This window comes from Anaerococcus cruorum, assembly GCF_046365495.1.
GTDB classification, from domain to species: Bacteria; Bacillota; Clostridia; order Tissierellales; family Peptoniphilaceae; genus Anaerococcus; species Anaerococcus cruorum.
Map to the genome: position 1 here is coordinate 353,850 of NZ_JBGMEH010000006.1, position 18,909 is coordinate 372,758.

14 protein-coding genes, 1 pseudogene and 1 other annotated feature are annotated in these 18,909 nt (G+C 31.1%); of the genes and pseudogenes, 5 read left to right on the forward strand and 10 right to left on the reverse strand.

All coding sequences use genetic code 11. The annotated features are described in order from the left end of the window. Positions 1-85: 85 nt before the first annotated feature. The 5 genes and pseudogenes from ACCQ40_RS06480 to hpf form a co-directional block, all read right to left on the reverse strand. Positions 86-661 carry a uracil-DNA glycosylase family protein gene (locus ACCQ40_RS06480; RefSeq protein WP_410033100.1) on the reverse strand — a complete coding sequence of 192 codons (576 nt, stop codon included), beginning with the start codon at positions 659-661 and terminating at the stop codon, positions 86-88. 38 nt (positions 662-699) lie between these two features. Beyond that, positions 700-1,788 (reverse strand): tryptophan--tRNA ligase, encoded by a 1,089-nt coding sequence (trpS, locus tag ACCQ40_RS06485; RefSeq protein ID WP_410033101.1) that lies wholly within the window; start codon positions 1,786-1,788, stop codon positions 700-702. Positions 1,789-1,830: 42 nt separating this feature from the next. Next, positions 1,831-2,947 (reverse strand): peptide chain release factor 2 gene (prfB, locus tag ACCQ40_RS06490; protein WP_410033102.1). Its coding sequence is split into 2 segments (ribosomal slippage): positions 1,831-2,871 and positions 2,873-2,947, totalling 1,116 coding nucleotides; the frame shifts between segments, so codons are not numbered across the junction. 160 nt (positions 2,948-3,107) lie between these two features. Continuing rightward, positions 3,108-5,663: pseudogene (gene secA / locus ACCQ40_RS06495) on the reverse strand (preprotein translocase subunit SecA); the annotation flags it as partial. 354 nt (positions 5,664-6,017) lie between these two features. After that, the gene (hpf, locus tag ACCQ40_RS06500; RefSeq protein WP_410033103.1) at positions 6,018-6,569 is read right to left on the reverse strand and encodes a ribosome hibernation-promoting factor, HPF/YfiA family; all 552 of its coding nucleotides are present in this window, start codon (positions 6,567-6,569) and stop codon (positions 6,018-6,020) included. A 117-nt stretch (positions 6,570-6,686) separates the two neighbouring features. Here hpf and ACCQ40_RS06505 point away from each other — a divergent pair, with 117 nt between their 5' ends. The 3 genes from ACCQ40_RS06505 to ACCQ40_RS06515 are packed head-to-tail and all read left to right on the forward strand — an operon-like array spanning position 6,687 to position 11,053. Next, entirely contained in the window at positions 6,687-8,597 is a 1,911-nt protein-coding gene (locus ACCQ40_RS06505; RefSeq protein WP_410033104.1) for an alpha/beta hydrolase family protein, read from the forward strand. Beyond that, complete coding sequence (locus ACCQ40_RS06510; RefSeq protein ID WP_410033105.1) at positions 8,597-10,144, forward strand: 5-formyltetrahydrofolate cyclo-ligase; 1,548 nt, start codon at positions 8,597-8,599, stop codon at positions 10,142-10,144. Before ACCQ40_RS06505 ends, ACCQ40_RS06510 begins: the two co-directional genes overlap by 1 nt. A 36-nt stretch (positions 10,145-10,180) precedes the next feature. After that, positions 10,181-11,053: a DUF4300 family protein gene (locus ACCQ40_RS06515; RefSeq protein ID WP_410033106.1), complete on the forward strand. Its 873-nt coding sequence runs from the start codon at positions 10,181-10,183 to the stop codon at positions 11,051-11,053. A 28-nt stretch (positions 11,054-11,081) separates the two neighbouring features. Here ACCQ40_RS06515 and ACCQ40_RS06520 read toward each other — a convergent pair whose 3' ends face one another. Next, entirely contained in the window at positions 11,082-11,483 is a 402-nt protein-coding gene (locus tag ACCQ40_RS06520) for an arsenate reductase ArsC (RefSeq protein WP_410033107.1), read from the reverse strand. Between the two features lie 39 nt (positions 11,484-11,522). Then, complete coding sequence (locus ACCQ40_RS06525) at positions 11,523-12,713, reverse strand: carboxylate--amine ligase (RefSeq protein ID WP_410033108.1); 1,191 nt, start codon at positions 12,711-12,713, stop codon at positions 11,523-11,525. A gap of 98 nt (positions 12,714-12,811) precedes the next feature. Between ACCQ40_RS06525 and cuyB the strand changes: the two genes are divergently transcribed. After that, positions 12,812-13,504, forward strand: coding sequence for a cysteate racemase (gene cuyB, locus ACCQ40_RS06530; RefSeq protein ID WP_410033109.1), 693 nt, complete (start codon positions 12,812-12,814; stop codon positions 13,502-13,504). Positions 13,505-13,583: 79 nt separating this feature from the next. After that, entirely contained in the window at positions 13,584-15,455 is a 1,872-nt protein-coding gene (locus tag ACCQ40_RS06535) for an acyltransferase family protein (RefSeq protein ID WP_410033110.1), read from the forward strand. Between the two features lie 40 nt (positions 15,456-15,495). On the opposite strand, the gene serS is transcribed toward ACCQ40_RS06535, so the two are convergent. The 3 genes from serS to ACCQ40_RS06550 form a co-directional block, all read right to left on the reverse strand. Then, the gene (gene serS, locus ACCQ40_RS06540; protein WP_410033111.1) at positions 15,496-16,785 is read right to left on the reverse strand and encodes a serine--tRNA ligase; all 1,290 of its coding nucleotides are present in this window, start codon (positions 16,783-16,785) and stop codon (positions 15,496-15,498) included. A gap of 41 nt (positions 16,786-16,826) precedes the next feature. Next, positions 16,827-16,989 (reverse strand) — a binding site (T-box leader). A 33-nt stretch (positions 16,990-17,022) separates the two neighbouring features. After that, on the reverse strand, positions 17,023-18,315 hold the full coding sequence (brnQ, locus tag ACCQ40_RS06545; protein WP_410033112.1) for a branched-chain amino acid transport system II carrier protein: 1,293 nt from the start codon (positions 18,313-18,315) through the stop codon (positions 17,023-17,025). Positions 18,316-18,377: 62 nt separating this feature from the next. Then, positions 18,378-18,863, reverse strand: coding sequence for a DUF1003 domain-containing protein (locus tag ACCQ40_RS06550; protein WP_394011315.1), 486 nt, complete (start codon positions 18,861-18,863; stop codon positions 18,378-18,380). Positions 18,864-18,909 lie beyond the last annotated feature (46 nt).

Here is an 18,909-nt window from a genome sequence, read left to right on the forward strand (position 1 = left end):
TTTTCGCAAATAAAGGAGGGTAAGATATACCCTCTGGTGTTATAAATTATAAAATATATCTAATTCTTGCAATTAAAATAATAAGCTATTTCAAGATATTATCTATCATCTCTTTTAATTCTGGTAGGGTTTCTTCTTCAAACCATGGATTTTTCTTAAGCCAACCAATATTCAAAGGACTAGGATGAACTATTGGAAAATATTCTGGCAAATATTCTTTGTAATTTTTTACAGTTTCAGTTAAATTTTTCTTACGATTTTTACCTAGATAATATTTTTGTGAATAAGCTCCTATAAGGATTGTAAGCTCTATATTTGGCATAAGTTCTAATATTTTTTTATGATAAGTATTTGCTATTTCTTTTCTAGGTGGTAAATCTCCTTGTTTGGCCTTACCTGGATAATAAAAATCCATTGGAAGTATGGCAATCTCTTTTGAGTAAAAAGTTTCTTTGTCAATTCCCATCCAAGTTCTAAGTTTATCTCCAGACTTATCATTAAAAGGAATCCCTGTTTCTTCTACAACCCTACCTGGAGCTTGACCTATCAAAAGTATTTTAGCATCCTTATCTACTTGAAAAATAGGATCTATACCGCGTTTTGTGTATTCTTCGTTTATTGGGTCATTTTTTATTTCTTCTATGATTTGTTCAAAGATCATTTTTCCTCCAAAAAAACCACCAATAATTGGTGGTTGTTTTATTTATATTTATCCTTAATCTCATCTAAAAATCTGCTATCAGCAAAATAATCTATGCCCATAGCTTCTTTTACTTGCTTTATTTTCGCTCTTCCTACTTCTCTAGCATCTTCTGTTCCGCGTTTTAAAATATCAATAACCTGGTCTAGGTTTTGCTCATAATACGCCCTACGTTCTCTAATAGGTTCTAGTTCTTCTTCTAAAACTTTTATTAGAAATTTTTTAACTTTTACATCACCTAGGCCACCTCTTTTATAGTGGTCTTTTAATTCATCTAAATTTTTATAATCTGACAGGTATTTTTCAAAGTGACTATCATTTGAAAATACATCTAAATAAGTAAATACTATATTGCCCTCTACTTTTCCAGGGTCATCTATATTAATATGGTCTGGGTCTGTGTACATGGACATTACTTTTTTCTTTAAAGTTTTTTTATCATCAGCAAGATAAATAGCATTGCCTAATGACTTACTCATTTTTGCTGCCCCATCTATACCCGGCATACGTTGAGCCTTTTTATTTTCTGAAAGAATTGCATGTGGTTCTGTAAATACATTTCCATAAATATTATTAAAACTTCTAGCTATTTCTCTAGCTTGCTCTAGCATTGGCTCTTGGTCTACACCAACTGGAATTATGTTTGCATCAAAAAGTAAAATATCTGCAGCTTGGCTTACAGGATAGATTAAAAATCCTGCAGGTAGGCTTGTTTCAAAACTTTTTTGTTTAATTTCAGTTTTTACTGTAGGATTTCTTTCAAGTCTTGAAAGGGTAACTAGGTTTAAAAAATAAAAGGTAAGTTCTGTTAACTCTTCAACTTGTGACTGAACAAAGATAGTTACTTTTTCTGGATCTATACCTAGACTTAAATAATCCAGTGCTACTTCTATTAGATTTTCACGAATTTTTTCTGGATTATCAAAATTATCTGTTAGGGCTTGGCTATCGGCAATCATGACATACATTTTTTCATAATTGCCCTCATTTTGCATTTTGACCCTATTTTTTAAACTACCTACATAATGGCCTAGGTGGAGTCTGCCAGTTGGCCTATCTCCTGTCAAAATTATATTTTTTTCTTCCAAAATATTCTCCTTTTAAAAAAGAGAGGATAAAATCCTCCCTGTTTAGTTTTCTTTATTACTTTCTGCAAGGTATGCATCTATAAAGGCCTGTATATCTCCATCCATTACTGCTTCTATGTTTCCTACTTCATAGTTTGTCCTATGGTCTTTTACAAGAGTGTAAGGTTGGAAAACATAGGATCTAATTTGACTACCCCATGCAATTTGGGTGTATTTACCTTGGATATCAGAAATCTTTTCTCTTTGTTCTTCTTCTTTTATTTGAATAAGCTTTGATAAAAGAAGTTTCATAGCTGTATCTCTATTTAATAATTGGCTACGTTCTGCTTGAGAACTTGCAACTACTCCTGTTGGAATGTGGGTGATTCGTACTGCAGAATCAGTTTTATTTACGTGTTGGCCACCTGCCCCACTAGCTCTGTAGGTATCAATCCTTAAATCATTTGGATCTATTTCTACATCTGTATTATCAGGTAGTTCTGGGAAAATATCTACAGAAACAAAAGAAGTATGGCGGCGCGCTCCACTATCAAAAGGAGATATACGAACAAGTCTATGAACTCCTTTTTCTCCTTTTAGATATCCATAAGCGTAAGGGCCACTTACTTTTAGAGTGGCAGACTTTATACCGCCTGCTTCTTCATTATTTAAGTCTGTAAGTTCATATTTGAAACCATTATGGTCAAAATATCTTGTATACATACGAAGAAGCATCTCTGCCCAGTCGGTTGCTTCAAGCCCACCTGCTCCGGCATTTATCGACATAAAGGCATTATTTTTATCATATTCACCATCTAATTGAGTTTTAAGTTTCATTGAAGAAGCTTCTTTTTTTAGATTTTCCAAATCAGATTCAATTTGATTAAGGGTAGAAGCTTCTGCATTTTCGCTCATTTCTACTAAATCAATGAGGTCAGTATTATCCTCTAAGGCAGTGATAATTTCTTGATATTTTTCAAGGTCTTCTCTTTTTGCTGCCAAATCTGCCATTATATTTTGTGCCTTGTCACTATCATCCCAAAAATCAGGAGCAAAGGTCTTTTTTTCAAGGTCTTTTACTTCATTTGAGAGATTTTCTGGGTCAAAGAGAGTCTCCGATAAGCTTCATAGTTTCTGTTAATTCTTCAATTGTTTCTCTTAATTGATATATTTCTGCCATATTATTTCTTTACGTTAGACTTTTTGCTTTCGCGTTCTAGTCTTCTGCGCTCAGCTCTATTTAAACCTTGCATCTCTTCGTCGCTAAGGCCATCAGCTGATTGAGCTCCCCCTTGATTGTCACCGTCAAGTTCTGGTCCCAATTCTGTTTGAGGAGTCATTACTTGTTTTCTTTCGATATTTTGTTTAATTTCTACATTCATCATGTATCTAACAGTTTCTTCTTGGATAGATCTTGTCATTTCTTCATACATGTTAAAACCGTCGTTTGTATATGCACGAACTGGGTCTTCGTTACCCATTGCACGAACACCGATTTCTTTTCTCATTTGATCCATGGCATCGATGTGGTCCATCCATTTTTGGTCAATTACTCTTAGCATAATTACACGTTCTACTTCTCTCATATTTTCTGAGCCAAATTGTGCTTCTTTATCTTCGTATTTTGCAAGTGCAGCTTCAGAAATATAATCAATTAGTTCTTGTTGGGTGTAATCATTTATATTTTCAAAGTGTAATTGAGTTACTGGCATGCCTAAGCTATTTAAGTGGTTTAGTAGGGCTACCATTTCCCAGTTTTCTGGTTTTACTTCTGGATTTGTAAATGTATATACGCTTTCAGCTATTACATCTTTAATCATTCCTACGATAGTTTCTTTCATGTCACGACCATAAAGAACATCTGCTCTTTCGTTATAGATAATGGTTCTTTGTTTGTTCATAACATCATCGTATTGTAGGACTCTTTTACGAGTTGCAAAGTTGTTTGCTTCTACTCTAGTTTGAGCTTTTTCTACTGACCTACTTACCATTTTTGAAACGATAGGTTCATTTTCATCAAAGTTTGAGTTTGCAATAAATTTTGCTACTTGTTCCCCACCATTTAATCTGATTAAGTCATCTTCAAGAGAGATAAAGAATCTAGAGTGTCCTGGGTCTCCTTGACGGCCTGAACGACCTCTTAACTGATTGTCTATACGGCGAGATTCGTGGCGTTCTGAACCGATGATATATAAACCACCTGCTTCTTTTACTTTTTCAGCTTCTTCTTTTACAGTTGGTCTGATTAAATCTTTATAATGTCTAAATTTCTTACGAGCATCTAGGATTTCTTGATCATCTGTTTCTGCATATGAGTCTACTTCTTCAAGTAATTCATCACTCATACCTTCTCTTTTTAATCTTTGTTTAGCCATATCATCAACATTACCACCAAGCATGATGTCTGTACCACGACCTGCCATGTTTGTTGCAATTGTAACTGCACCTAAACGTCCAGCTTCTGCAACTATTGCAGCTTCTCTTTCGTGGTTTTTGGCATTTAGTACGGTGTGTTTGATGCCAGCTTTTTTAAGAGCATTTGATAATCTTTCACTTGATTCGATTGAGATTGTACCAATAAGGATTGGTTGGCCTGTTGGGTGGATTCTATTTATTTCATCGATAATAGCGTTAAATTTACCATTTTCGTTGATATATACATAATCAACATCATCTACCCTTTGAATTGGTTTATTTGTTGGTATTTCTACAACGTCTAGGTTGTAAATTTCATCAAATTCTTCTTCTTCTGTTTTTGCTGTACCAGTCATACCAGAAAGCTTATCATACATTCTAAAGTAGTTTTGGAAAGTAATTGTAGCTAGAGTTTTACTTTCTGCTTTTACTTCTACTTCCTCTTTAGCTTCTATAGCTTGGTGAAGACCATCTGAGAATCTTCTACCTTGCATGATACGACCTGTAAACTCATCTACGATTTCTACTTCGCCATTATTTACAACATAGTCTATATCACGGTGCATAGTTGTATTTGCTTTTAGGGCATTGTTAATGTAGTGAGATAATTCTAGGTTTTCTGGATCTGATAAGTTTTCTATGTCAAAGTATCTTTCAGCTTTTTCTGTACCTTTTTCTGTAAGGTTTGATGTTTTTCTTTTTTCATCTACTAAGAAATCTACATCTTCTACTTTAAACTCACGGTCAAATGGATCGATGTCTGCATCTTCATTTGGATCTAGGATTCTACCTTCTAGAGTTTGGATAAAGGCATTTGCACTTGTATAAGTATCTGTAGATTCATCACCTTGACCAGAAATAATAAGTGGTGTACGAGCCTCATCGATTAAAATAGAGTCGACCTCATCGACAATGGCATAGTTTAGTCCACGTTGAACCATATCATCTTTGTAGATAACCATATTATCTCTTAGGTAATCAAATCCAAATTGGTTGTTGGTACCATAAGTAATATCTGCAGCATAGTTTTCTTGTCTTTCACTATTTGTAAGACCATAAACTATACAACCTACTGTCATACCAAGAAAAGTAAATATTTTACCCATCCACTCTTGGTCACGCTTTGCTAGGTAGTCGTTTACTGTAACTACGTGTACACCCTTGCCTGATAGAGCATTTAAGTATGCGGGACAAGTTTCTACTAGTGTTTTACCTTCACCAGTTCTCATTTCGGCAATTTGACCATTATGTAAAACAATACCACCAAGTAATTGGACTGGATAATGCTTCATACCTAAAACTCTATCACTTGCTTCACGTACTGTAGCAAAAGCTTCAGGTAATAGGTCATCTAATGTTTCGCCGTTTTTTAATCTTTCTCTAAATTCTACTGTTTTGTGTTGTAACTGTTCATCAGTTAATTGTTGCATAGACTCATCTAGGCTAAGGATTTTATCAACTAATTTTTGGTTGTTTTGTATTTCCTTTTCACTAAATGACTTGAATAAATTAAATAATGCCAAATCGTTCACTCTCCAATTCTCTTAATTATTAATGCATATCTTTAAAATAATTAAGTTTTACCATTCTTATATTAAAGGATAATAGTTAATTTGTAAACTGAAATATAAGCGGATTTTATTTTTAAATCTTATTTACTTAACATATAAAAAACGCAGTAGACTTAGTCACTTAAGACCCTGCGCTTTACTTAAGTATTTTTATAACATTCTTTAATTAATAGTACCTTTTTAATGGCAATTTTTCAAACAAAAAAGCTGGTGTAGGTTAAACAAATCATTTTAATATAATAAGTTTAACATACACCAGATATTTTACCTAGAAGGCACTATCAAACCATAGTCCCCCTTGCGTCTTTTATAAACTACTCTTACTTCTAAATCCTCTTGGTCATAATATACAAAAAAGTCATGGCCTAAAAGCTCCATTTGCATGATAGCTTCTTCTGTACTCATTGGTTTTAGGGAAATTTTCTTAGTCCTTGCAATATTTATTTCAGAATCATAAGAATCATCTATACTGTACTCGTCATCAAAAGACTCGTTAAAATTTTCAAATTTTATTGAATCTTCATGCCTATCCTTTATTAACCTTGTTTTATGTTTTCTAATTTGCCTTACCAAAGCATCTATAGTTTTATCAATAGCGTTTTGATAAGTTTCATCACTTGCCTCTGCCCTAAGGATAGGTCCTTTGTCAAGAAACATAGTAACCTCAGTCTTATAGCCATTACCCTCTTTGGAAATTAGAAGATTTACCTCTTTTTCATTAAAAAAATATTTGTCAAGTCTGTCATATTTTCTTTCTGCTTCATAGCGGATATCATCTGTGATATTGATATTTTTTCCCTTTAGATTAATCTTCATAATATCATCTCCCCTTTTCTTTTTATATAAATACCCTAATTTAGTTTGTGCAAACGTATTCAATTTCAAATCTTTCTAAAATATTGTATAATTAAACTAATATACATGGAGGAAATAATGAGTAAAACTAAATTAAAAGACATATTGGACTATGAGTTTTTATCAGATCTTGAAATTTCAAAAGATGGATCAAAGTTAGCTTATAAAAAAACCATAGCAAACTATGAAGATAACAAATACGACACTGACTTATGGGTTTACGATATAAATAAAGAGAATACATACCCAATTACAGATAATAACAGCATTTCTACTTATACATTTGATAAAGATTCAAATATTATCTACAAGGCAAAATCAAATGATAAAAAAGATAGCTTGTATATATATGATGGCTATGGCATAGGTAAAAAAGCCTTTGACTTTGACCTAGATGTAAAAAATATCAAATGGTTAGAAGATGAGCTTTACTTAATCCACGCATCTGATAAAAAGGATGAAAAAACTAAGAAAAAAGAAGAAGAAAATAAATACTTTGAAAAACTAGATACACTTCCATTTTGGTTTAATGGCCAAGGTTATTTAAAAAAAGAAAAAAGTGCCTATTATTTTTATAATGCAGCTGAAAATAACTTAGAAAAGATAGTAGATTCTAAGTTTCCAAGTGAAATTTATCAATTAACTCTTAACGATGACAATAATAAAGCTTTACTAATAAAAGCTAATTATGATGATAATAATGTAGCTGAAACTCGTGAAAATTTAGTACTTTTTGATATAAAAACTAAAACTGAAAAAGTAATAATTGAAAATAAATTTTCTTTCTACACAGCTGAATTTTTAGCAGATAAAATTATCTTTGTGGGAACTGATATGAAAAAAGGCGGTATCAATGAAGATTCTTTTATCTATACTTGTGATTTTGATGGTAATTATGAAAAGATTACAAATGATGACTTTGATATGTCCTTTGGTAACTCCCTAGGTACCGATGCTAGATTTGGCGGAGTAAAAAGTTTCTATAAAGCAAATGATAGACTATATTTTGTGGTCACTGAAAAAGAAACTACAAAACTTTATTCTATTGATATAAATGGTGATTTAAGGCTTGAAATAGATGATGAGGTAGAAGATTTTGCTATAAACAATAATGAAATCTACTATCTATCTATGGATAGGGATACTTTATCTCAACTAAAGAAAAAAGATGAGGATAAGATTTTAGTTGAAAATAAAATAGAATCAAAAGTTGGAGAAATTGAAACTTTTGAATTTGAATCAAATGAGGATACTTTAACAGGTTTTGTAGTTTTACCTCCAAAATTCAATAAAAATAAGAAATACCCTACACTTTTAAGCATCCACGGTGGACCAAAAACAGAATTTGGAGATATATTCCACCACGAACACCAAATGTTTGCTAGCAATGATTATATAGTAATTTATACAAATCCCCATGGGGCAAGCGGAAATGGTGTTAAGTTTTCAGATATCCGTGGTAAATATGGAGATATAGACTACAAAGACCTGATGACTTTTGTAGATGAAGCAATTAAAAAGTATCCGCAAATTGATACTGAAAATCTAGGAGTATACGGTGGATCCTATGGTGGTTTTATGACAAACTGGATTATAGGCCATAATGATAGGTTTAAGGCAGCATGTTCACAAAGATCTATTTCAAACTGGACAAGTTTTTATGGTGTAAGTGATATCGGATATTATTTTGGTTCTGATCAAACTAACTCAAATCCATGGGATAGTTTAGACAAAATGTGGGACCAATCTCCAATAAAATATGCAGATAAGGCAACAACTCCTACCTTATTTATCCATTCAGATGAAGACTACCGTTGCCCACTAGAACAAGGTTTACAAATATATACGAAACTAAAATTAAATGGTGTTGATACAAAAATGTATGTTTTCCACGGAGAAAACCACGAACTATCAAGATCTGGTAAACCTCACGGTAGAATAAAAAGACTAAAAGAAATAAAAAAATGGTTTGATGGGCATCTAAAATAATGAAAACATCGACAAAATTAAAGCTTAAAAAGACCCTAGTTGACCTGGCTAAAAGATTTAAAAATCATGATATTATCAATAATTCGGCAGCCCTATCTTTCTACTTTTTACAAGCATCCATCCCTTTATTGATGGTGCTTGTATCAGTAGTTTCAAGAATATTAAAAAATAATACAGAAGCAATTTATTCTCTAATAGAATTTTTACCAACTGCTGCTCAAGATATGGCAAAATGGGTTATAGATACTATGTTTGTCAATACAAGTTCAGCATCAGTTACTATAATTACGATTTTATTTGCACTTTGGTCAGCTACTAAGGGGATTAATAACCTAATGCTTTCTATAAACAAAGCATACGGTGTAGAAGATAATAGTAAATTTGTTAAACAAAGAATTTCATCATTACTTTATACAATTATATTTGTTGTTTTTATAGTATTTATCCTAGTGTCACAAATATATGGACCAAGCATCTTAACATTTATAAACAATCAGATTCTTACAAGGTTATCTGATGGAGCTTTTGGTGGAGTTTTTGATAAAGTCATAAAAACTTTATCATCACCTTTATTTAGAATAACTCTTACCCTAGTTCCCATATTTATAATATCAGTAGTCCTCGCTATATTTTATAAATTTGCACCCAATAATAAAGAAGACAGGGTACCATTTAAAGAATCACTTTTAGGCGGGATTTTTGCAACCCTTACTATATATATAGCAACATTTATTTACTCATTCTTTTTAACTAATTTTTCTAAGCAGTCTGTAGTATACGGAGCCTTGGCTGGTATCCTTGCCCTATTTATTTGGCTAAACTTAGTAGCTACTATCCTAATCCTAGGTGCGGAGCTAATCGATACTGTAAGAAAAAATTATAAAATAGAATCACATGATGAAATACAAAAATTTGAAAAAGAAAATAAAACTTTAAAAGAAACTGTAGAATCCACACTAATAGATCCTAATGAACTAGTTAATAAAAAGGAAACAGAAAAAATGGACAAAAAATCATTAAGAAAAAGATTTAGAGATATAAGGTATCGTATGGACTATGACCATAAAAATATGGTAGATTACAGTATATATACTAAATTTTTAAATTCACAATTATTTGCTGATGCTAAGACAATATTTATATATGTATCTGTAGCAGATGAAGTGGATACCTATGAAATAATTAAAAAAGCTTTAGACTTTGGTAAAGAAGTTTATGTACCTCATATCACCGATCCAGAAAATTTTCAAATGAAAGCTGTAAGAGTTTATTCCCTAGATGACTTAGGAATAGGTGAATTTAATATTCCTACATCAGGCACTTTAGAATATATTGAAAATCCAGATCTTACTGTAGTGCCAGGGCTAGGTTTTGATAGAAAAAAACATCGTGTAGGCTACGGTGGTGGCTACTATGACAGGTACTTAAGTAAAAATCAAACAACATCAATAGGATTTTTCGCCAGTGACTTTGAAGTAGAAGCCATAGATACTAACGAATATGATCAAAAACTTGATTATATCCTAACAGAAAAAGAAATATTTTAAACAAGGGGTCCATATGGACCCTTTTTTGGAGGCAAAATGAGAAAAATTTTTGCAATAATGCTCACACTTTTAAGCTTAAGTTCTTGTGCAAAAAAGAACGAAGCTGAATTACCAGAAAATGATGGGAATAAACTAGTTTATAGCAATCTGGTAACTAAAAAATCTAAAAATGATTTAAAAAGTATTATGAAAAACACTGATCTATATAAGAAAAATACTGATAGATTTTTTAAACAAGTAGATTTTTTTAATAAGCAAGTATATAAAAATTTGCTAGTTAATAAAGATTATGAAAAAGCAGATAAGATTAAAGACTATGATTTTTATGCTATCCAGGACGAGCTTTTTAAAAAACACCCAGACTTCACAGGTACAAATTGCAGGATAACTACCTTTGGATTGGTAGTTGATAAAATAAAAGTAGCAAATACAAATAATCCAAATCTTTCGGTAGTGGAGATAGATAATACAAGCTTTAATAGTAATCTAGTCCCAACTTTAAACAAAGAGGAAATTGAAAAATTTAATAAATTTTATTCAGCAATTCCAACAGAAAATAAGAATGATGAGAATTTTCAAATTAAGAAAATAAGAGAATTTTGGAAAAAAAATGGTATTACTTTTCCAAATAATAATGATTATAAGGTAATCTCAGTATTTGTATTCTCAAACATAGATGAAAAAACAAATGAGCTTTTTATAGGTCACACCGGTTTATTATTTAATATGAAAGACGGTAGATACATGCTAGTAGAAAAATTAGCCTTTACATCTCCCTATCAAACAGTAATATTTAAAAATAAGAATGATTTATATGATTACCTAATGGATCTATATGATTTTTCAAACGATGAGTATCCTATAAAACCTATAATATTTGAAGATGATAAAGTTTTAGAAAAAAAATAAAGGCCACCTTTTTATAAGGTGGTCTTTTTTAGCTTAATTTTTCTTTAAGTTTTAAAATATTATCTTCTATTACATTAATTGTTTTTCTAAAATCATCATCACTCTTCCCACTAGGATCCTCTAGTCCCCAGTCCTCGCGATAGTCACTTTCAATTATAGGACAAGTTACATTGCAACCCATAGTAATGAGAATATCTATTTTTGGTAAATCATCTATGGACTTAGGATATTGAGTTTTTTCCATATCGATGTTATATATATCTTTAATAAGCCTTACTGCATCTTGATTAATTTGATCAACTATTTCTGTGCCAGCAGAGTAACTTTCAAAAACATCACTTGCAAAAAGTTTGCCAAGAGCCTCAGCCATTTGCGACCTACATGAATTATGCACACATATAAAAGCTACTTTTGGTTTTTGTTTTTCCATTATAACCTCTATTTTATAATATTAACTTAAGGAGAATGCTTATATTTCTCTAATCGCAAAAGTTTCTTTGCTAAGCTTATCTAAGTATTTTTTCATTTTTAATTTTCTTTTGAAATTTAAATCTTGTTTATAAACAAGTGGGTTTGCCGAGTTTGCTTTTCTTGCTTCATTTTCAAAGTCTACTCTAAATTCAGGATCTAGATTATCGATTGTTTGACTTAAATCTAGGTTATAATATCTAAACTTTTTATCCCCTATAATCTCTTCTTGCTTATCAAAAACTAAATCATCTATGGCAAGTTTTGATGTATTTACTCCATTTAAAGTCGCAAAATAATGGCTGCGACCTTGACGTAGATTTACTTCAAAAGCATAGAACTTACCAGTTTTGGCATCTTTTTTAAAGTCAATATTAAACAATCCATAAATTCCTAAAGTTTCTACTATATCCCTTGCATAATCAAAGAGGATTTTTTCATCAGAATCAATTTTTGCAACAAAATTTCCTATCCATTCTACACGCTTGTCTAAAAGAATATTTTTTGACATAGCCAAAGATGTGCTCGATTTTGACCTATATCCTTCTACAGAATATTCTGATCCATCTCCTCCAGATAAAAATTCTTGGACTAAAACATTGTAGTCATAGCCATTTTCAAAAATAGTTTGTAATATTTCTAAAGTTTGCTCTCTGGATTTTGAGTGGTAGCCCTTTTGCCATCCATCAAAATCTAAAGTTTTATAAAAAACATCATTGTCTGGTTTTATAAAAACATCTGCTGGATAGTCTAAGTCTTTGTAATTTTTGCTATTTGCCACATAAGTTTTTGGTGCAAGATTTAAGTCTTTTATTTTTTCATAAAAATCATTTTTAGTGCCTAGTCCTTTTATAACTTCTTGGTCTGCATAAGGTATAAGAGGGTTAAAGTTTAATTTGTCTACGTTACTTAAAACAAAGGTCCTCATAACATCGTCTGGGGCAAAAATTATAAATTTTTCATGAGTATCTTTATAATCTTCATAGATTTTATCTAGTACCTCTTTAAAAACTGCTGGGTCTTTGGAAAAGTTTTCTTTTTTGTAAAAATCAATTATTTGCGAATTTATACAAGGTAATAAAATCATAGATGTAGCCACAACAGATTTTATGCCGTATGCCTCATGGATTTCCCTTGCTATTGAATATGTATTTAGGTCTGAGCCTAGAATTATTGGTAAAAATTTGTTCATTTTTCTCTCTCCTATTTGCTTAAAACGCTTGCTAATAGTGATAACTATTATATAATCGTATAATGTAAAAAGCAAATCCTATAAATAAGGAGAACTTTATGAAAAAATTAGGAATCTTAGGTGGTATGGGTCCCCTATGTACGGCTATGTTTTATCAAAAATTGGTAAAAAATACTAAGGCAAGTAAGGACCAAGATCATATACCCACAGTAATAATTTCAGATCCTCAAATCCCAGATAGGACCGAAGCAATCCTTACTGGAAAAAATGAGGAAATTTTACTTAAAAATATAAAAAAAGACTTAGAAAATTTAGAACAACAGGGTGTTTCAAATATTGCTATCCCCTGCAATACTATGCACTATTATTATGATACTTTTAAAGATTATACCAGTGTAAATATCATAAACATGGTAGAGAAAACTTTATTATATTGTAAGGAAAAAAATGCAAAAAATATTGCAGTTTTGGGCACTCTTGCTACTATGAATTGTGGCATATATGAAAAATATGCCACACATATAGGTATAAAGATCATACCTATGGAAGAAAAAGTTAAAAACTTCACTATGGATACCATATACCAAATAAAAGAGACCAATGAAACTTCTAATCAGGAATTTTTGGATATGGTAGAAAATTTAAAGAACACAAAGGTGGATGCTATCATCCTAGCTTGCACAGAACTATCGTTAATCGATGATATTTCTACTTATGATTTTGTTATTGATGCTATGGATGTCTTATCCTACGAAGCTATAAAAAAATCAGGTTTTGAAATTAAAGAATAATTATAAACTTCAAAATTTCTTAATAAAACCTTAACCCCATCTTTGTTATAATATGTATGTTAACGAGGTGGAATAATAAATGAGAAAAAGAAGAAAATTAAATAAAAAATATGATTACCTAACTATATTAAGAGCCATAGCCTTTTTTGGCGTATCACTCTTTCATACATATTCCCACTTTGTTCCAGGCGGATATCTTGCGGTAATCATATTTTTAGTCCTATCAGGGTTTTTGACATTAAGAACTGCTGATAGAAAAAATACTGATACCTTATCAAAGCTAAAGGCAAAATTTATCGGAATACTAAGTCCAGTTTACCTAATAATGGCCATTTCTTTAATAATTTCTTTTAAATTTGCAAGAAATATCTTTGATGATAGTATCAAGTCAGTATTGCCAGTTGCACTAAATTTTGAAAACTTAAGGCGTATAGCTGCTGGTGATGATTATTTTAACCAACTGGGAAACTTTAATATGTTTTTGCATATGTGGTATGTATCGCTTTATATGCAATTTATAGCCATATTTTTACTAATAGATCAGTACTTATTAAGTCCCAAAAAAAATAACAAAAGAATAGTAGTCTATGGGCTAATGACTATCATTAGCTTTATTTTAATTATAATCTTAGGAAAAAGTGCTGAAGATATAACTAGAATCTATTATGGAATAACTACTAGGTTTTCAGCTTTTGGTGTAGGTATCTTAGCATATATAATAAATGAAAAAATTGATAAAGATACTATTGACCTAAAAGTTGATTTACGAATAATACTATCGATACTAGGCCTTCTAGTAATTGTTCCATTTTTTGTAGTCAATGGAAAAAATATATCATCCTACCACGGTTTTTTTATTTTTTACACTTTAGCGGTTGGTATATTAATAGCATTTTTATATAACTACGAGGATAAAAATCGCTATCTTCCTAAGAAACATGGAATAGCATATAAAATACTTTTATATATTGGAGATAGGTCTTTTCACTTTTACCTATGGCAGTATATAGTGCAAATTTTTGCTCTATACTTCTTTCCTAGCCTAATGGATAATATAATCTTAAACTTATTTATACAATTTGTTTTTATTATAATTTTAGGAGAGATTAGCTATCAAATTTTAAAAATAAGAAAATTACGTAGATATATATTATTAACATCAATGATAATATTTGTAATATTTACGATTACTTCAAAAATAATTGGTAATAATAAAGATGATAAGATAAATGATTTAAGAAAAGATATAGCGCAAAGTCAAGAAGAAATTGACAAAGCTAATAAAGAAATAATAGAAAAGAATAAAATTAACAAAGATAAAAACGTTGAAAGGGATAAGGATAATAATAAATTAGAAGAAAATAGCCAAGCTAATAATAAAGTTCCTGAAACAAAAAAATTAGATGAAAAATTTGTAGAAAAGCCTTACGATGATTTCAATTTCACCGAAAATGAACTAGCTTATTTGAGTAATTTAGGAGTAACTGCTGTGGGTGATTCGGTTATCATAAATGCCGACTCCTACATTAGAAAATATATTCCAAATTTTTATTTAGATGGTGAAGTTGGTAGAGATATGGTTTCAGGACCAGATATCCTATCTTCCATTAAAAATAACTACGGCTTAGCTGATATAGTTTTAATTTCCCTAGGATCAAATGGATCAGCTAATGAATCTGACCTTGAAAAAATAATGCAAATAGCAGATGGACGTGATGTATATTTTATAAATACATCTCATACCCAATCATATATGGATGTTGTAAATAAATCTCTAGCAAGTTTTACAGAAAAAAATGATAAAGCTCATTTAGTAGATTGGAGAGAATTTGTAAAAGACAGACCAGACTTATTGGCACCAGATAGGACCCACCCAAATGTAGAGGGATCAGATGATTTTGCAAAACTAATTATGAGAAAAATTCTTAATGTAAATAAGGTTGCTGAATAAATAAAAAATCCAAGCTTAATTGCTTGGATTTTTTATTTACTTATTTTTCAACAGGCTCTAATTTTTCTTTACCACCCATATACATTCTAAGTGGTTCAGGGATTTTTACTGTGCCATCAGCTTGTAATAGATTTTCTAAAAATGCGATTAACATTCTTGGTGGGGCTACTACTGTATTATTTAATGTGTGAGCAAAGTATGTGCCATCTTCTCCACGTAATTTGATACCTAAACGTCTTGCTTGAGCATCGCCTAAATTTGAGCAGCTTCCTACTTCAAAGTATTTTTGTTGGCGTGGGCTCCACGCTTCAACATCTACAGATTTAACTTTTAAATCTGCTAGGTCACCTGAACAGCATTCTAGAGTTCTTACTGGAATTTCTAAGCTTCTAAAGAAATCTACTGTGTTATTCCATAACTCATCATAGAATTTTTTAGAATCTTCTGGTTTACATATTACAACCATTTCTTGTTTTTCAAATTGATGGATACGGTATACCCCACGTTCTTCTATACCGTGAGCTCCTACTTCTTTTCTAAAGCATGGAGAGTAGCTAGTCATTTTTAGTGGCATCTTAGATTCATCATTGATAGTGTTTATAAATTTACCTATCATTGAGTGCTCAGATGTACCGATTAAATATAGGTCTTCTCCCTCGATTTTATACATCATATTTTCCATTTCTTCAAAGCTCATAACTCCTGTTACTACTTCTGATCTAATCATAAATGGAGGAATATAATATGTGTATCCACGATCAATCATAAAGTCTCTAGCATAAGAAAGAATTGATGATTGTAATCTTGCTATGTCTCCTTTTAGATAGTAAAAACCTGATCCTGATGTTTCTCTTGCAGCATCTAGCTCAATACCATCAAAACTTTCCATAATATCAACATGGTATGGTACTTCAAAATCTGGCACTACTGGCTCGCCATATCTATCATTTTCCACATTTTCGCTATCATCTTTACCTAGAGGTACAGATTCGTCGATAATTTGTGGAATTTTTTGCATTCTAGTTTTGATTTCTTGTTCAAAATTTCTAGTTTCTTCTTCGATATGAGTCAATCTATCGTTGATTTCTCCTACATGGGCCTTTGCTTTTTCTGCTTCATCTTTCTTGCCTTGGCCCATTAGAGCACCAATTTCTTTTGAAACTTTGTTTCTTTCTGCTCTCAGATTATCTCCCTCAGTTTTTACTGCTCTTCCCTTTTCATCAAGTTCTAAAACTTCATCAACTAAGTGTAATTTTTCTTCTTGGAATTTCTTTTTGATATTCTCTTTTACTAGCTCAGGGTTTTCTCTTACTAATCTAATATCTAACATTTTTTCTCCTTTTTTTTGGCATAAAAATAGACCATCATCCTACATGGGACGAAGGTCTCGTGGTGCCACCCAATTTTTATGTATAACACATACTCAAATTTAAAAAGCTAAAGGTAGATTCACTACTTGCCACCAAAGATTTTCACCAACCATCTTCTCTCTAAAGGCTTTAAAATAGCTACTAGGTCTTATCATTGCTCATATTAAGTTATTTATAGTATACAATGAATATTTACTTTAATCAATCCCTTTTTTATTTTTTGTAAAAATAAGGCCAAGGATAAGGCAAAGTATAAACATAAATACAAAGGCAAATCCTGACTCTGCAAGTGGTAGCTTACTTATAGCATTGACATATAAGTTATTATCAAAGCCTAGGGCAGTTATGCTGTCAGCAAAACTAGTAAGACCTACACCTATAATTGTTATTTTATAGACTAAAGAATCTATATTACCTCTATCAATTAAATTTAAAATATAAAGACTAATAACTATTGGATATACAAATAGTAAAATAGGTATGGATATTTCCATTATTTTCTCTACACCTAGTATAGATAAAATAAAGCTAATTACAACTCCAAGCCTTACATAAAATTTATAAGAAAATCTAGGTAGACTTTCAGAAAATATTGTAGCAAAGGCCAATAACAAACCAACAGCTGTTGATAAACATGCAAAACCCACTATAAGGCTAAGGATTATTTGAACATCACGTCCTAGTATATTTTCTGCAATGCTTATAAATAAGTCTGTCCTTGTCATATCATAGCTAGCAAAAGCAATTGATTTAGCTCCTATATAGGTAAGTCCTGTATAAACTATAACCAGTCCCAGTACTGCAATCAGACAAGAATAAATTGTTGCTTTTATCAAGTCCTCATTTTCTTTAAATCCCTTATTTTCTAGATCTTTAAGAACCATGCTCGTTAAGAATATTGGGCCTAAAGAATCCATAGTTTGGTATCCCTCTATAAATCCTAGGGAAAATTTATTACCAGGTAATGACTCAAGATTGACATTAGGATATCTAATAGCTTTGATTATTAAAACCGCTAGAATTAAAAGTAGTGCAGGAGTGAGATATTTTCCTACCCTATCTATAACCTTAGATCCATTGATGGTTAGTATATAAACTATAGTAAAGAATAAAAAGGAAAATATTACCTTATTAAAATTAGGATAGAAAGGTATCATTCCGACTTCAAAAGTGGTCGCTCCAGTACGGGGTATGGATAAAAGCGGACCCACTAAAGTTATGGATATAAGGCTAATAATAGTACCAAAGTTTTTATTTACCTTACTTGCAAAGGCAGTCAAATTTGCTGACTTTAAACTAATTGCTAACGTCCCTAAAAGAATTAAGAAACTATCTGATAAATTAAAGCCGAGTGAAGCTAAAAACCAGCCGTCTCCAGCATTGAGCCCCAGAAAAGGGGGGAAAATCAAGCTACCCGCACCAAAAAATATGGCAAAAAGGGCTAAACCTGATATTAATATTTGTTTAGTATCTGATTTTTTTTTATTCATTAATATTACCTGCTTTTTTTGATATACTATATACTATACAAGTAAATTTTAAAAAGCACATATTATATATCATTATTTTTTTGATTTAGATTTTTTTCTATTTGGTCAAGGTGCTTATGAATGTCTCTTATAATTATTTCAGTTTTAAGATTTACTATATAATCATCCTCTGCCCTTTGCCTGTCTTTTTCTTCTTGACGGTTTTGGCTCATCATTATTAGAGGTGCTTGAATTGCTGCCACACAAGATAAAACTAGGTTTAAGAGGATAAATGGATATGGATCAAAAGCCTTATCTCCCATTTTACTATTTATTATCATCCATATGGCTAGAACAGTAATAAAAATAATAATAAAGGTCCAAGATCCAGCAAATTTTGCAATTTTATCTGCGGCTTTTGCCCCAAAAGAATAATCTTCCTTTGAATTTCTTTTTTGCTTAGATAAGCTATCCTTTATTAGCATTATAATTTCTTCATCATCTAGACCCAAGTCATTATCTAAAATAGACTTTAAAACTTCTTCTTCATTTTCAGTATAGTTTTGCATAATTAGCTCCTTAAATTTATATTTATCTTTATTCTATCCATTTTCT

Excerpts from the sequence above, each read along its gene's own strand:
- ACCQ40_RS06480 (WP_410033100.1), bottom strand. The coding sequence starts at position 661 with ATGATCTTTGAACAAATCATAGAAGAAATAAAAAATGACCCAATAAAC.
- hpf (WP_410033103.1), bottom strand. The coding sequence starts at position 6,569 with ATGAAGATTAATCTAAAGGGAAAAAATATCAATATCACAGATGATATC.
- ACCQ40_RS06505 (WP_410033104.1), top strand. The coding sequence starts at position 6,687 with ATGAGTAAAACTAAATTAAAAGACATATTGGACTATGAGTTTTTATCA.
- ACCQ40_RS06510 (WP_410033105.1), top strand. The coding sequence starts at position 8,597 with ATGAAAACATCGACAAAATTAAAGCTTAAAAAGACCCTAGTTGACCTG.
- ACCQ40_RS06515 (WP_410033106.1), top strand. The coding sequence starts at position 10,181 with ATGAGAAAAATTTTTGCAATAATGCTCACACTTTTAAGCTTAAGTTCT.
- ACCQ40_RS06520 (WP_410033107.1), bottom strand. The coding sequence starts at position 11,483 with ATGGAAAAACAAAAACCAAAAGTAGCTTTTATATGTGTGCATAATTCA.
- ACCQ40_RS06525 (WP_410033108.1), bottom strand. The coding sequence starts at position 12,713 with ATGAACAAATTTTTACCAATAATTCTAGGCTCAGACCTAAATACATAT.
- cuyB (WP_410033109.1), top strand. The coding sequence starts at position 12,812 with ATGAAAAAATTAGGAATCTTAGGTGGTATGGGTCCCCTATGTACGGCT.
- ACCQ40_RS06535 (WP_410033110.1), top strand. The coding sequence starts at position 13,584 with ATGAGAAAAAGAAGAAAATTAAATAAAAAATATGATTACCTAACTATA.
- serS (WP_410033111.1), bottom strand. The coding sequence starts at position 16,785 with ATGTTAGATATTAGATTAGTAAGAGAAAACCCTGAGCTAGTAAAAGAG.
- brnQ (WP_410033112.1), bottom strand. The coding sequence starts at position 18,315 with ATGAATAAAAAAAAATCAGATACTAAACAAATATTAATATCAGGTTTA.
- ACCQ40_RS06550 (WP_394011315.1), bottom strand. The coding sequence starts at position 18,863 with ATGCAAAACTATACTGAAAATGAAGAAGAAGTTTTAAAGTCTATTTTA.